Source organism: Massilia sp. TS11 (assembly GCF_022012445.1).
GTDB lineage: Bacteria > Pseudomonadota > Gammaproteobacteria > Burkholderiales > Burkholderiaceae_D > Telluria.
The window spans coordinates 254,028-266,665 of record NZ_JAKLTS010000006.1 but is presented as its reverse complement, the minus strand read 5'-3'; the positions used below and the strand labels follow the sequence as shown (position 1 = coordinate 266,665).

13 protein-coding genes are annotated in these 12,638 nt (G+C 65.7%); 2 read left to right on the top strand and 11 right to left on the bottom strand.

The features are described 5' to 3' along the window. Positions 1 to 3: 3 nt before the first annotated feature. From LZ005_RS21790 to LZ005_RS11735, 3 genes are all read right to left on the bottom strand, one after another. Positions 4 to 243 carry an HTH domain-containing protein gene (locus tag LZ005_RS21790; RefSeq protein WP_307727798.1) on the bottom strand — a complete coding sequence of 80 codons (240 nt, stop codon included), beginning with the start codon at positions 241 to 243 and terminating at the stop codon, positions 4 to 6. 5 nt (positions 244 to 248) lie between these two features. Continuing rightward, entirely contained in the window at positions 249 to 566 is a 318-nt protein-coding gene (locus tag LZ005_RS11740; RefSeq protein WP_237808254.1) for an antibiotic biosynthesis monooxygenase, read from the bottom strand. A gap of 76 nt (positions 567 to 642) precedes the next feature. After that, positions 643 to 1,167 (bottom strand): DUF1993 domain-containing protein, encoded by a 525-nt coding sequence (locus tag LZ005_RS11735; protein WP_237808253.1) that lies wholly within the window; start codon positions 1,165 to 1,167, stop codon positions 643 to 645. 147 nt (positions 1,168 to 1,314) lie between these two features. Between LZ005_RS11735 and LZ005_RS11730 the strand changes: the two genes are divergently transcribed. Then, entirely contained in the window at positions 1,315 to 2,307 is a 993-nt protein-coding gene (locus tag LZ005_RS11730) for a GGDEF domain-containing protein (RefSeq protein ID WP_237808252.1), read from the top strand. A 57-nt stretch (positions 2,308 to 2,364) separates the two neighbouring features. Continuing rightward, on the top strand, positions 2,365 to 3,198 hold the full coding sequence (locus tag LZ005_RS11725; protein ID WP_237808251.1) for a transposase: 834 nt from the start codon (positions 2,365 to 2,367) through the stop codon (positions 3,196 to 3,198). A gap of 61 nt (positions 3,199 to 3,259) precedes the next feature. Here the strand turns inward: LZ005_RS11725 and LZ005_RS11720 are convergent, their stop codons facing one another. From LZ005_RS11720 to LZ005_RS11685, 8 genes are all read right to left on the bottom strand, one after another. Beyond that, a complete protein-coding gene (locus tag LZ005_RS11720; RefSeq protein WP_237808250.1) occupies positions 3,260 to 4,036 on the bottom strand; it encodes an enoyl-CoA hydratase in 777 nt (258 codons plus the stop codon). A 107-nt stretch (positions 4,037 to 4,143) separates the two neighbouring features. Next, on the bottom strand, positions 4,144 to 5,340 hold the full coding sequence (locus LZ005_RS11715) for an acetyl-CoA C-acyltransferase (RefSeq protein WP_237808249.1): 1,197 nt from the start codon (positions 5,338 to 5,340) through the stop codon (positions 4,144 to 4,146). 20 nt (positions 5,341 to 5,360) lie between these two features. Further along, positions 5,361 to 5,807, bottom strand: coding sequence for a PaaI family thioesterase (locus tag LZ005_RS11710; protein ID WP_269106663.1), 447 nt, complete (start codon positions 5,805 to 5,807; stop codon positions 5,361 to 5,363). Between the two features lie 54 nt (positions 5,808 to 5,861). Continuing rightward, positions 5,862 to 8,246: a 3-hydroxyacyl-CoA dehydrogenase/enoyl-CoA hydratase family protein gene (locus LZ005_RS11705; protein ID WP_237808247.1), complete on the bottom strand. Its 2,385-nt coding sequence runs from the start codon at positions 8,244 to 8,246 to the stop codon at positions 5,862 to 5,864. Between the two features lie 28 nt (positions 8,247 to 8,274). After that, positions 8,275 to 10,065 carry an acyl-CoA dehydrogenase C-terminal domain-containing protein gene (locus LZ005_RS11700; RefSeq protein WP_237808246.1) on the bottom strand — a complete coding sequence of 597 codons (1,791 nt, stop codon included), beginning with the start codon at positions 10,063 to 10,065 and terminating at the stop codon, positions 8,275 to 8,277. 49 nt (positions 10,066 to 10,114) lie between these two features. Then, a complete protein-coding gene (locus tag LZ005_RS11695; protein WP_237808245.1) occupies positions 10,115 to 10,717 on the bottom strand; it encodes a TetR/AcrR family transcriptional regulator in 603 nt (200 codons plus the stop codon). 146 nt (positions 10,718 to 10,863) lie between these two features. Beyond that, positions 10,864 to 11,529, bottom strand: a complete 666-nt coding sequence (locus tag LZ005_RS11690) for a hypothetical protein (protein ID WP_237808244.1) — start codon at positions 11,527 to 11,529, stop codon at positions 10,864 to 10,866. 14 nt (positions 11,530 to 11,543) lie between these two features. Continuing rightward, positions 11,544 to 12,584: a S41 family peptidase gene (locus tag LZ005_RS11685; protein WP_237808243.1), complete on the bottom strand. Its 1,041-nt coding sequence runs from the start codon at positions 12,582 to 12,584 to the stop codon at positions 11,544 to 11,546. Positions 12,585 to 12,638: the final 54 nt, after the last annotated feature.

The following is a 12,638-nucleotide window of genomic DNA, read 5'->3' as shown; positions in this document are numbered from 1 at the left end:
GAACTACAGCGCCACCAGTTCCTCGCGCGAGAACAGCAGCGGCGGCAGATCGCAGCGTTCCGACAGGGCGTAGCCGACCCCGGCCTCGCCCACAATCGGCATGCCGCTCGCCTGCAGATCGGCGATATCGCGATAGACCGTGCGCAGCGAGACGCCGAGCCGCTCGGCCAGCAGCGCGCCGCGCGTCAGCCGGCGCGCGCGCAGAATCTGCATCAGCTGGAACAGGCGGTCGGCGCGACGCATCGGTGTCAGCTGATCTGGGAGCGCATCAGCAGGCCATGGCGCATCGACGCGCCGGTATCGTCCAGCAGTTCGAAGAAGGCCAGACAGGACGGGCTGTGCATGACGCCCTGCATGGCCGACTCGATGGCGGCGCGTTCACGCCAGCGCACGATGTCGATCCAGCTGCCATCGTGCATCTTGACGGTATCGCGCCCGATGAAGCCGGGGAAGGCGGCCAGCGCAGGGGCCATGCCGTCGATGCGGGCGAGCAGCTGCTGCTCATCGACGCCGGGCTTGGTACGGAAAGGCGCCAGTTCAATGACGCCCGTGGTGGTATGCGGCATAAGTCCTCCAGAACAGTAAAGAGGCCCGCAGTCTAGCGAGGGGCTGCTGACAGCGTGGTGTCAGCAGCCCGCGCATTCATTCCTGCAGCAGCGGCAGATTGCTGCCCAGGTAGTCGAACTTGCCCAGGTCCACACCCTGCGCGCGCAGGATGGCGTAGGAGGTCGTCAGGTGGAAGTAGAAGTTCGGCAGCGCATAGGTGTTGAGGTAATCCTCGCCGCGGAATTTGAGTTCGCGGTTGGGGATCTTGACCGTGATCGTGCGCCCATAGGCATCGGCGAACTGCTCCGGCTTCAGGGTCGCGAGGAAGTCCAGGGTCTTCTGCACGCGCGCCTTGAGTTCACCGAAATTGGCTTCGGTATCGGGGAAGCTCGGCACCTCGACGCCGGCCAAACGGGCGGCGGCGCCCTTGGCCTGATCGGTCACGATCATCACCTGGCGCGCCAGCGGGAACATGTCCGGCGCCAGACGCGCATTGAACAGCACGGCCGGATCGAATTTGCGCGCCTCGGCATTGGCCACCGCCTTGTCGAGGATGGCCAGCAGATTGTTCAGAAAACGGGTGTAGACACCCACGGATTGCTGGTGAATCGATTGGGACACAGGGATCTCCTTGGAGTGTGGGCAAAAGGGCAAGCCGGACGATTCTAGCAAACGGACGGCGCCTCTGCAGACGGCCGCATTTCTTCCCCAAACGCAATAATGTGAAAGAATCTTGGCCGCCAAATTCGGTAGCATAGATGCACAATCATGCCACCCACCGCCCTCTTCTCCGTCAGTCAGATGGCCGCCATACTGGCGCGTCTGCCGGACCCCGCCTTTGTGCTCACGCGCAGCGGGCGCTATGTCGCGATCCTGGGCGGGACCGACAGCCGCTACTACCACGACGGCAGCCAGCTGATCGGCAAGACGATCGGCGAGGTGCTGGTGCCGGACAAGGCCGCCTGGTTCCTCGAGGAGATCGCCGGCGCCCTGGCCAGCGGTTGCCTGCATGTGGTCGAGTACGGTCTGCACAGCAGCGACGTCAGCGGCCTCGGCGCCGACGGCCCCGACGAGACCATGTGGTTCGAAGGGCGCGTGCAGGCGCTCGACTTCCAGATCGACGGCGAGGACGTGGTGCTCTGGGTGGCCAGCAATATCTCGGCGCGCCACACGCTCGAGGGCGCGCTGCGCACGCAGGGCGAGGTCGACGAGCTGTCCGGCCTGCACAACCGGCGCAAGCTGATGGCGGCGCTGGCGGCCCAGTACGACAGTTTCGCGCGCTATGCGACCCCGGCCGCGCTGATGATCTTCGACATCGACCACTTCAAGGCCATCAACGACCAGTTCGGCCATCCGGCCGGCGACCGCACGATCGCCGCGATTGCCGCGATCTGCCGCAGCGAGCTGCGCGCGCCCGACCTGGCGGCGCGTTACGGCGGCGACGAATTCGTGGTGCTGATGCCGCACACCAGTGCGCGCGGCGCGGCCACGATCGCCCAGCGCCTGCGCGCGCGCGTCGAGCAGGAGCTCAATGTCGAGCGCGAGGGCGGGCTGCGGATCAGCATCAGTGCCGGCGTCAGCGAATTCCAGGCCGGCGACCCCGATTACGAAGCCCTGCTGCAGCGCGCCGACAAAGCCCTGTACCGCGCCAAGCACGCCGGCCGCAACGGCGTGTTCTGCCACTGCCACCCCTGCCCCGGCGAGCGCTACTGCCCCGCCGCAGATACCGAACGGTGTCAGGTCCGGCGATCGGACATTTAAGAACTTTTTCGCGTCGATGCGGTCAACGCTGGATCATCCTTTTGATCCGGAACGCGTATGACCCGTCCACTGCGATTTGAATTCCCCGGCGCTGTCTATCACCTGACCGCACGCGGCAACCGCCAGCGCCCCATTTTCCAGGATGAGATTGACCGGCGCTTCTGGCTGCGCATCCTCGGGGAAGTCTGCGAGCGCCGCCGCTTTCGTATCCATGCCTACTGTCAGATGGGCAACCATTACCATCTGGTGCTGGAAACGCCGGAGCCGAATCTCGCGCGCGGCACGCATGATCTGAACGGCCGCTATGCGCAATGGTTCAATGCGCGCCACCGCCTGGTCGGGCACCTGTTTCAAGGACGCTATCACGCGGTCCTGGTACAGAAGGAAAGGCACCTGCTCGAGCTGGCCCGCTATGTCGTGCTCAATCCGGTACGCGCGGGCCTGGTGGCACAGGCCGAGGATTGGCCCTGGAGCAGCCACCGCGCCGTGCTCGGCCTGCAGGATTGCCCCGTGTGGCTCGATGCCGACGCCACGTTGTCGCTGTTTGGCGATGGCGGCGCGCGCCTGCTGGGCTACCAGCGCTTCGTCGGCCAGCCCGTCAGCGCCCATCCCTTGCGCACCGTTCAATACCAATGCGTGCTGGGCGACGCCGCCTTCATCGCGCAGCATTGCCGCCAGGTCCAGCCCAGTAGCACGCACGCCAACCGCCAGCAGCGCCAGGCGCTAACAGGGCCGCTCAGCGAGATCTTTCAAGAAGCCAGCGACCGCGATACGGCCATCGGCGTGGCATACGACAGCGGTGCGTACTCGATTGCGGCCATCGCCGCGCAGGCCGGCGTGTCAACGCGTACCGTCGGCCGCGTGCTCGCCAAACTGCGACGACAGAGCTGAGCGACGAAAGTTCCCCGATGTCCGATCGCCGGACCTGACACCGTTCCGTTACACCGTTCCGTTAGTCGAATTTGGAGAAGTCGGGCTTGCGCTTCTCGAAGAAGGCGGTGAAGGCTTCTTTGGCTTCGGCGCCGTTCAGCATGGCGGCGAAGTGCTGGTTCTCGATCGCCATCGTGTCGTCGATCGCGGCCTGGCGGCTGCGCTTGATCAGCATCTTGCTGGTGCGGATCGAGGCCGCCGGCAGGGCCACCAGCTTGGCCGCCTGGGCACGCGCGTACGCGTTCAGCTCGGCCGCGGGCAGGATGCGCGCCACCAGCCCCATCTCGAGCGCTTCGGCGGCGCTGAAGGCTTCGCCCAGCAGCAGCTTCTCCTGCGCACGCGCCTGGCCGGCAATCTGCGGGAACAGCAGGCTCGAGGCGTACTCGGGACACAGCCCGAGCTGGGTGAAGGGCATCGAAAAACGCGCATTGTCGGCGCAGTAGACGAGGTCGCAATGCATGAGCAGGGTGGTGCCGATCCCGACCGCCGCGCCGGCCACCGCCGCCACCACCGGCTTGGCGCAGCCGTGTAGCGCCCGCATGAACTGGAACACCGGGCGGTCGCTATTGTCCACGCCGGGCTGGGGCGCATTGCGCAGGAAGTCCTCGAGGTCGTTGCCAGCGGTGAAAATCTCGGGCTTGCCCTGGATGATGATCGCACGCACGGCCGGATCGGCGTCGGCCGCCTTGAGCGCATCGGCCAGGGCCTGGTACATCGCGCCGGTGATCGCGTTCTTGCGCTCGGGGCGGTTGAATTCGAGGGTCAGAATGCCGTCGGCTTGGCTGCTCAGAATGTCCATGTTCGCTTGTCTCCAGATGGATGCAGGGCGGACCGCCGGGTTCGTACGTCGCTTGTGGCGCACGCACGCAACCGGGGGTCCGCCCTGCGGGGTGTTGTTGGCGGGTCTTACATTGCTTCGAAGATGCCGGCCGCGCCCATGCCGGCGCCCACGCACATGGTCACCATACCGTACTTGAGCTTGTTACGGCGCAGGGCGTGGATGGTGGTCGCGGCGCGGATCGCGCCGGTGGCGCCGAGCGGGTGGCCGAGGGCGATCGCGCCGCCCATCGGATTGACCTTGCTGGTGTCGAGGCCGAGATCCTGGATCACGGCCAGGGCCTGGGCGGCGAAGGCTTCGTTGAGCTCGATCCAGTCGAGCTGGTCCTGGCTGATGCCGGCTGCGGCGCAGGCGGCCGGGATCGCAAACTTGGGACCGATGCCCATGATCTCGGGCGGCACGCCGCGCACGGCGAAGGAGGAGAACTTGGCCAGCGGGGTCAGGTTGTGTTCCTTCAGGATCTTTTCCGACACGAGGATCAGGGCGCCGGCGCCGTCCGACATCTGCGAGGCATTCCCGGCCGTCACCGAGCCCTTGGCGGCGAACACCGGCTTAAGCTTGGCCAGGCCTTCCAGGCTGGTGTCGGCGCGCGGGCCTTCGTCCAGCTCGGCCAGGCGGGTCTTGAGGTCGACCCCGCCGCTGGCCAGATTCGGCGTGCGGTAGGTGATCTCGACCGGGCAGACCTCGTCCTTGAACAGGCCGGCCTGCTGGGCGGCGATGGCGCGCCGGTGCGATTCGACCGAGAACGCGTCCTGGGCCTCGCGCGAGACCTTCCACTGCTCGGCCACTTTCTCGGCCGTCAGGCCCATGCCATAGGCCAGGCCGATGCTCTCGTCCTTGAACATGTTGACGTTCATCGAGGGGTGGTGGCCCATCATCGGCACCATCGACATCGATTCGACGCCGCCGGCGATCATCACATCGGCTTCACCGACGCGGATGCGGTCGGCCGCCATGGCCACGGCCGTGATGCCGGAGGCGCAGTAGCGGTTGACGGTCACGCCGCCGATGGTGTTCGGCAGGCCGGCCATGACGACGGCATTGCGCGCCACGTTGAAGCCCTGCTCGGCCTCGGGGAAGGAGCAGCCGATGATGGCGTCGACGATCAGCTTGGGATCGAGGTTCGGCACCTGGCTGACGGCGTGCTGAATCACGCGCACCAGCAGGTCGTCCGGACGGGTTTTGTTGAACATGCCGCGCGGCGCTTTGCCGATCGGGCTACGGGTGGCGGCGACGATGTATGCGTCTTGAATTTGTTTGCTCATGATGTTCTCTCTTATGTCGGTCAGCGTTTGGCGGACAGATACCATTCAACCTGGACTTGGGCGGCCAGCGTGTCCTGCGCGTCGTAAATGTCGACGTGCACCGGAAACGCCAGCTTGCCTTCCTGCTTCAGGGCGGCTTTCAGGGCCGCCAGATCACCGGGTACACGGCCCTCGGCGCGCGTGGCCCCTTTGGCCACTTTCTGATACTGGATGCGCGATTCCTTGGCGACCGGCCGCATTTCCAGGATCAGTTCGGCGAACCCACCGGCCATCGCCGCCCCCGAGGCCGTTTCGGCCAGGGTGAACAGGGCGCCCGCGTGGGGCGTGTGCAGATGGTTGTGCAGTTGCGCCGCGTCGGGCATCGAGCACGTGGCCGTCCCGGGTCCAATCGCGTCGATCGTGATGCCGCACAGGCGCACGAAGGGCAGCGTGTCCATCATTTGCTGCCGGATTTTCTCGTACACCATGCTTGGCCTCACTTTCAACAGTACCCGGAACCCCAGTGACAGGAGCGACATGGTTTAGTTGCGTACCGGTTTGCCGGTTTGCAGCATGCCCATGATGCGTTCCTGCGTCTTCGGATGGTTCAGCAATTCCAGGAAGGCCTTGCGTTCCATGTCGAGCAGGTATTGTTCGCTGACCAGGCTGCCCTGGTCGACGTCGCCACCGGACACGATCTCGGCGATCATCGTGCCGAGCTTGAAGTCGTGGGCGGAGATGAAGCCGCCGTCGCGCATATTCACCAGCTGGGCCGTGAAGGTGCCGATGCCGTAGCGGCCGACCACCGGGATCAGCTTCTGCAGCGGCGGGCGGTAGCCCTTGTCGTACATGGCGCGCGCTTCGGTCTTGGCCACGTGCAGCAGCTCGTGGATGTTGAACACGATCGTGTCGTCTTCCTTCAGATAGCCCATGGCCTTCGCTTCCAGGGCCGACTTGGAGACGGCGGCCGTGGCGGCGTTGAGCATGCCGACCTTCAGGAACTGCAGAATGTCATTGCCCTTGGCTTCGGCCGCGGCGCGGCACACGGCTTCCTTCAGGCCGCCGCCGCCCGGCACCAGGCCGACGCCGACTTCCACCAGGCCGATGTAGGACTCGAGCGCGGCCACGCGCTTGCTGCACTGGAGCAGCATTTCACAGCCACCGCCCAGGGCGATGCCGGCCACGGCCGCCACCACCGGCACGTTCGCGTACTTCAGGCGCATGAAGCAGTCCTGCAGCTTGCGGATGTGCGGATCGACGGCCTTGGCGCCGCCCATCATGAAGGCGGGCATGGCTTCCTGCAGGTCGGCGCCAGCCGAGAAGGGGCCGCCTTCGGCCGCGTCGGCATTCCAGATCACCATGCCTTTGTAGTTCTGCTCGGCTTCGGCCACGGCGCGCTCGAGGCCGGCCACGACGGCCGAATTGAGCGTGTGCATCTTGGTCTTCAGCGAGACGACCAGCACCTCGTCGTTCATATGCCACAGGCGCACCGACTCGTCCTCGTGGACGGTGACGCCGGCCGTGCGGCCATCGATGGCGCCGGCGCCCAGCACCGGGGCGCGGAACACCTGGCGCGCGTAGACGGCCAGGTCGGAACGCGGCACATAGCTGTTGCTGGCGGCGCTGTACGAACCTTCCGGCTTGTGCACGCCGTCGACTTCCATCACCCAGGCCGGCAGCGGTGCATTGCACAGGGCCTTGCCTTCGGCGATGTCCTGGGCCACCCACTCGGCGATCTGCTTCCAGCCGGCGGCCTGCCAGGTTTCAAACGGGCCCACATTCCAGCCGAAGCCCCAGCGCATGGCGAAGTCGACGTCGCGCGCGTTGTCGGCGATGTCCTTCAGGTGGACGGCGATGTAGTGGAAGGCGTCGCGGAAGATCGCCCACAGGAACTGGGCCTGCGGATTGGTCGACTCGCGCATGGCCTTCATCTTCTTGACCGGATCCTTTTCCTTCAGGATGCGGCCAACGATGTCGGCCGCCTTGGCGCCGCCGGCCACGTACTCGCCGCTGGCGAAGTCGAGGCGCAGGATGTCCTTGCCGACTTTCTTGTAGAAGCCGGCACCGCTCTTCTGGCCGAGCGCGCCCTTGGCCACGAGCTGGGCCAGCACTTCGGGGGTCTTGTAGACCGGGAAGAAGGGATCATCGGCCAGATTGTCCTGCATGGTCTTGATCACGTGGCCCATCGTGTCCAGGCCAACCACGTCGGCGGTGCGGAAGGTGCCCGACTTGGCGCGGCCCAGCTTGGCGCCGGTCAGGTCGTCGACCACGTCCACGCTCAGGCCGAACTTCTCGGCTTCGTGGATGATGGCCAGCATGCCGAAGATGCCGACCCGGTTGGCGATGAAGTTCGGCGTGTCCTTGGCGCGCACCACGCCCTTGCCCAGGGTGGTGGTCAGGAAGCCTTCGAGCTGGTCGAGAATGGCCGGCGCGGTGGCCGTGGTCGGAATCAGCTCGACCAGGTGCATATAGCGCGGCGGGTTGAAGAAGTGCACGCCGCAGAAGCGCGCCTTGAGAGCCGCGTCGAAGCCGTCGGCCAGGGTGTTGATCGACAGGCCCGAGGTGTTCGAGGCGAAGATGGCCTGGGGCGCGATGTGCGGGGCGACCTTCTTGTACAGGTCGTGCTTCCAGTCCATGCGCTCTGCGATGGCTTCAATGATCAGGTCGCAGCCGGCCAGCTTGGCCAGGTCGTCTTCGTAGTTGGCCACTTCGATCAGGGCGGCGTCGTCCTTGTTGCCGAGCGGGGCCGGGTTGAGCTTCTTCAGGTTCTCGATGGCGCGCAGCACGATGCCATTTTTCGGACCTTCCTTGGCCGGCAGGTCGAACAGCACGACCGGCACTTTGGCGTTGATGCAATGCGCGGCAATCTGCGCACCCATCACGCCGGCGCCGAGTACGGCGACTTTCTTGACGATGAAGTTAGTCATGACTTTTCCTCAGTGATTCTGTGACGGGTTAGAACAGATCGGCTTCGAGGGCCATCAGCGCGGCCGCGCCCGAGCGGGCCTGGCGGATCAGCATGGCCGTTTCCGGGTACAGGCGGGCGAAGTAGAAGCGGATGGTGGCCAGCTTGGCCTTGTAGAAATCGTCGCCGCTGTCGAGCTTGGCCAGTGCGATCTTGGCCTGCTGGGCGAAGAAGTAGGAGAACACCAGGTGGCCGACCACGCGCAGATAGGGCACGGCGGCGGCGCCGACTTCTTCCGGATTCTGGAAGGCCTTCATGCCGATTTCCATGGTCAGCTTGGTGACCTTGTCGCCCAGTTCGCCGAGCGGGGTGACGAATTCGGACATCGACTCATCGAGGCCATTGTCTTCCACAAAGGCCTTGATCTTCTCGCCGAACTTGCGCAGCTTGGCGCCATTGTCCATCAGGATCTTGCGGCCCAGCAGGTCCAGCGACTGGATCGTGTTGGTGCCTTCGTAGATCATGTTGATGCGGGCGTCACGCACATACTGCTCCATGCCCCACTCGCTGATGAAGCCGTGGCCGCCATAGACCTGCAGGGCCTCGCTGGTGGCGATCCAGCCGTTGTCGGTCAGGAAGGCCTTGATCACCGGGGTCAGCAGGGCCACTTCGTCGGCCGCTTCCTTGCGCACGTCTTCGTCCGGGTGGTTCAGTTCGCGGTCGATCTGCAGCGCCACGTAGGAGCAGAACGCGCGGCCGGCTTCGGCGAAAGCCTTACCGGTCAGCAGCATGCGGCGCACGTCCGGGTGCACGATGATCGGGTCGGCCGCGCGCTCGGGCGCTTTCGGGCCCGACAGGCTGCGCATTTGGATGCGGTCCTTGGCATAGGCCAGGGCGTTCTGGTAGGCCACTTCGGTCAGGCCGAGCGACTGCATGCCGACGCCGAGGCGGGCCGCGTTCATGAACACGAACATGGCGTTCAGGCCCTTGTTCGGCTGGCCGATGATCCAGCCCTTGGCGCCGTCCAGGTTCATCTGGCAGGTCGAGTTGGCGTGGATGCCCATTTTTTCTTCGATCGCGCCGCAGGTGATGGCATTGCGCTCGCCCACGCTGCCGTCAGCGTTGGGAATGAATTTCGGGACCAGGAACAGCGAGATACCCTTGGTGCCTTCGGGGGCGTCCGGCACGCGCGCCAGCACCAGGTGGACGATGTTCTCGCTCATGTCGTGCTCGCCGGCCGAGATGAAGATCTTGTTGCCGGTGATCGACCAGGAGCCGTCCGCATTCGGGATGGCCTTCGAGCGCAGCATGCCCAGGTCGGTGCCGCAGTGCGGCTCGGTCAGGCACATGGTGCCGGTCCACTCGCCCGAGACCAGCTTGGGCAGGTAGAACTTCTTCTGCTCGTCGGTGCCGTGTTCCTTCAGGCACTCGTAGGCGCCGTGCGACAGGCCCGGATACATGGTCCAGGCCTGGTTGGCCGAGTTCAGCATCTCGTAGAAGGAGTTGTTCAGCACGATGGGCAGGCCCTGGCCGCCGTATTCGGGGTCGCAGGCCAGCGCGGCCCAGCCGCCGTCCACATACTGGCGGTAGGCTTCCTTGAAGCCCTGGGGCGTGCGCACGCTCTTGGTGGCGGCGTCATAGTGGCAGCCTTCGCGGTCGCCCGAGTGGTTCAGCGGGAACAACACTTCCTGCGTGAACTTAGCGCCCTCTTCCAGCACCTGGTTGATGATGTCGGCGTCGGTCTCGGCGTGCGCCGGCAATTCCTTCAAAACTTCCGACACATTCAGCATTTCGTGCAAGACAAAGTGCATGTCGCGCAGCGGTGCGGTGTACTGACCCATGATGTTCTCCAAATAAAGCGAAATGGCGGGGGACCTGCCCCGGAATTGGTTAAGCCCGCTGTTGCGGGTTCTGGTAATCCTTCATCAGGCGCTCGAAGCCGGCTTTGGCGCGCTCGACACTGCCCGGCGTGCGCAGGAAGCGCGCATCGTGGTGCAGGGCGAGGATCAGGCCGTACATCTCGTACACCAGCTGGCTGGCATCGGTGTCGGGACGCAGGTCGCCGCAGTCGATCGCCAGTTCCACACAGCGCAGCAGGGCCTGCTGCCAGGCGCGCACCATGGCCACCAGCTCCTCGCGGATCGGGCCCGGACGGTCGTCGTATTCGACCGCGCCACTAATATAGATGCAGCCCGAGGCGATTTCGACGCTGACGCGCTTGATCCAGCGCGCATACATGCCGCGCAGACGCACCATGCCGCGCGCCTCTTTCAGGCTCGGATAGAAGACTTCCTGTTCGAAGCGGTGGTGATACAGCTTGAGGACTTCGATCTGCAGGTCTTCGCGCGAGCCGAAATGCGCGAACACGCCCGATTTGCTCATGTTCATCTTGTCTGCGAGCAGACCAATGGTGAGCCCTTCGAGACCGTCGCGGCTCGCGAGTTCCAGCGCCACATCGAGGATGGCGGCGCGGGTCATTTCACCCTTGCGCATGAATTTGGCTGTGTGATTAATAGAGCTACCCGTTAGGCAGGAAACCGAACGTTCGTACTATTATCCACTGCCCTGCAAAAGTCAAACGGGAAGTTTAGAAGTGATGTTCTATTGCTGCACCGCAGCAGAAGCGCGCGTGATGAGGCTTATTCAAAAATGAAATCAATCACCTCGGGCGCGGCCCCCGTGCGCACTTCACCGGCGGCCGGCAGGCTGGCAAAGCGCAGCGTCACCTCCTGCACGGGCAGGCCGAACAGGCGGCGCGTGACGGCCGCCAGCGGCCGTGGCGGTAATGCGACAGGGTGCAGGCTGACCACGGCCGGCTGGGTCTGAAACCGCATGACCAGGCCGGCGCAGTGCTGGCTGGCCAGGCGCAGGCGGTGGCCGACGGAGAAGGACTTCACTTTCTGCAAGCCCTGCTCGCAGGCCGCGCGCAGTCGCGCGAGCGGATAGCGGCCATCGGGCCGGATCGCCACCGCGTACTGCAGGCTCAGGCCGAGGCTGGCGGCCGGGCGGTTGACCGACACCACCGCGTCCTCGCGCTCGGCGACCGCATCGAGCGGCAGGTCGACCCCGCCGAACAGCTGATAGGGCAGCGAGCGCGCGACGCTGTGCGAGCGCAGGCTGAGCACCAGGCCGTCGAGCGCCACTCCGCTCTGGCGCGGCCAGGTGACGACGCGCACCTGCAGGTCCGGGTAGAGGCGCGCCTGCTCCTGCTGGAAGCGCTGCAGCTCGGCATACAGGGGCCGGTAGGGCTGGCTGAGCGGGGCCGCGGCCGGGGCGGCGGCCAGCATCATGAGCAGGCTGAACATGCCGCGAGTCTAGCTCACTTCAGGCGCGCCAGGGCCGCTTCCAGCACCGGGTCGCGCCCGGCCGCGAAATCGGCCGCGGCCGCCACCACCGTCACATCGGGCAGAATGCCGCGGTCTTCGATCGGCTGCGTGTCGCCCGCATAGGCGACCCAGCGCGGCACCGTGTAGCTCCAGTCGGCATTCAGGCGGTAGCTGGCCGGATTACCGCTGGCGCCGGCGCTGCGCTCGCCGAGCAGGATCACATTCGGCAGGCCGTGCAGCAGACTGAGGAAGCTTTCGGTGCTGCTCGCGCTGGCGGCGCCGGTCAGCACGATCAGCTTGCCGCGGTAGGTCCAGGGCCCGCGCGGCTCCACGATGCGCGCTTCGAGCGGGGTGAAGTCGCTGTGGCGCGCGCCATTGCGCGTCTTGGTGTAATGCATGACGCGGCTCTGTTCGAGCAGGCGCGCGCCAAAGGCGGCCGCCAGGCTGTCATCGCCGCCGCCGTTCATGCGCACATCGATGATCAGGGCCGGGCTGTCGCGCAGCTGCTCGAACAGCTGGTCGATGTCGGCCACGCTGAAGGCGCCATTGCGCCAGCTGCGGATGCCGACATAGGCGCCGCCCGGCACCCGCGCATAGCCCAGCTCGTCGCGCAGCAGCACGCCCTGCTGCCCCTTGAACCAGTTGGCCAGCAGGTTCAGGTCGACATTCGCGGCGCGCGGATTCGTATAGCTGGCCAGCTGGCTGCCGTTGGGACCGTCGAAATGCACATGCAGATCGTGCAGGCGGCCCAGCATCTGCAGCAGCACGGCCTGCAGCTCGGGCTGGGATTTGCTGGCCGCGGCCTGGGGCCGGAATTCGCTGCGCAGCGCGTCCCAGTCGATCTGCTTGTCCTCGAAATGGGCATAGTCGCGGTCGAAGGTCGACCACAGGCTGTCGAACTGGCTCAGGGCCTGCTCCTGGCTCCAGCCGGCCGGGGCGGTGACGGTGACATTCAGGCTGGCGCTGGGGCCGCCGCCGCAGGCACTGAGCAGACCGGCCAGCAGCGCGGCGGCGCAAAGGGTTGGGGCTCGCATGGTATCGCTTCCTCGTAGTGAACAGGCCTGCTACTGTACGCAGGCGCGCGCCGC

What these genes read in the sequence shown, in the direction of transcription:
- LZ005_RS21790 (WP_307727798.1), bottom strand. Translation starts at nt 243, where the DNA reads ATGCGTCGCGCCGACCGCCTGTTCCAGCTGATGCAGATTCTGCGCGCG.
- LZ005_RS11740 (WP_237808254.1), bottom strand. Translation starts at nt 566, where the DNA reads ATGCCGCATACCACCACGGGCGTCATTGAACTGGCGCCTTTCCGTACC.
- LZ005_RS11730 (WP_237808252.1), top strand. Translation starts at nt 1,315, where the DNA reads ATGCCACCCACCGCCCTCTTCTCCGTCAGTCAGATGGCCGCCATACTG.
- LZ005_RS11725 (WP_237808251.1), top strand. Translation starts at nt 2,365, where the DNA reads ATGACCCGTCCACTGCGATTTGAATTCCCCGGCGCTGTCTATCACCTG.
- LZ005_RS11720 (WP_237808250.1), bottom strand. Translation starts at nt 4,036, where the DNA reads ATGGACATTCTGAGCAGCCAAGCCGACGGCATTCTGACCCTCGAATTC.
- LZ005_RS11715 (WP_237808249.1), bottom strand. Translation starts at nt 5,340, where the DNA reads ATGAGCAAACAAATTCAAGACGCATACATCGTCGCCGCCACCCGTAGC.
- LZ005_RS11710 (WP_269106663.1), bottom strand. Translation starts at nt 5,807, where the DNA reads ATGGTGTACGAGAAAATCCGGCAGCAAATGATGGACACGCTGCCCTTC.
- LZ005_RS11705 (WP_237808247.1), bottom strand. Translation starts at nt 8,246, where the DNA reads ATGACTAACTTCATCGTCAAGAAAGTCGCCGTACTCGGCGCCGGCGTG.
- LZ005_RS11700 (WP_237808246.1), bottom strand. Translation starts at nt 10,065, where the DNA reads ATGGGTCAGTACACCGCACCGCTGCGCGACATGCACTTTGTCTTGCAC.
- LZ005_RS11695 (WP_237808245.1), bottom strand. Translation starts at nt 10,717, where the DNA reads ATGCGCAAGGGTGAAATGACCCGCGCCGCCATCCTCGATGTGGCGCTG.
- LZ005_RS11690 (WP_237808244.1), bottom strand. Translation starts at nt 11,529, where the DNA reads ATGTTCAGCCTGCTCATGATGCTGGCCGCCGCCCCGGCCGCGGCCCCG.
- LZ005_RS11685 (WP_237808243.1), bottom strand. Translation starts at nt 12,584, where the DNA reads ATGCGAGCCCCAACCCTTTGCGCCGCCGCGCTGCTGGCCGGTCTGCTC.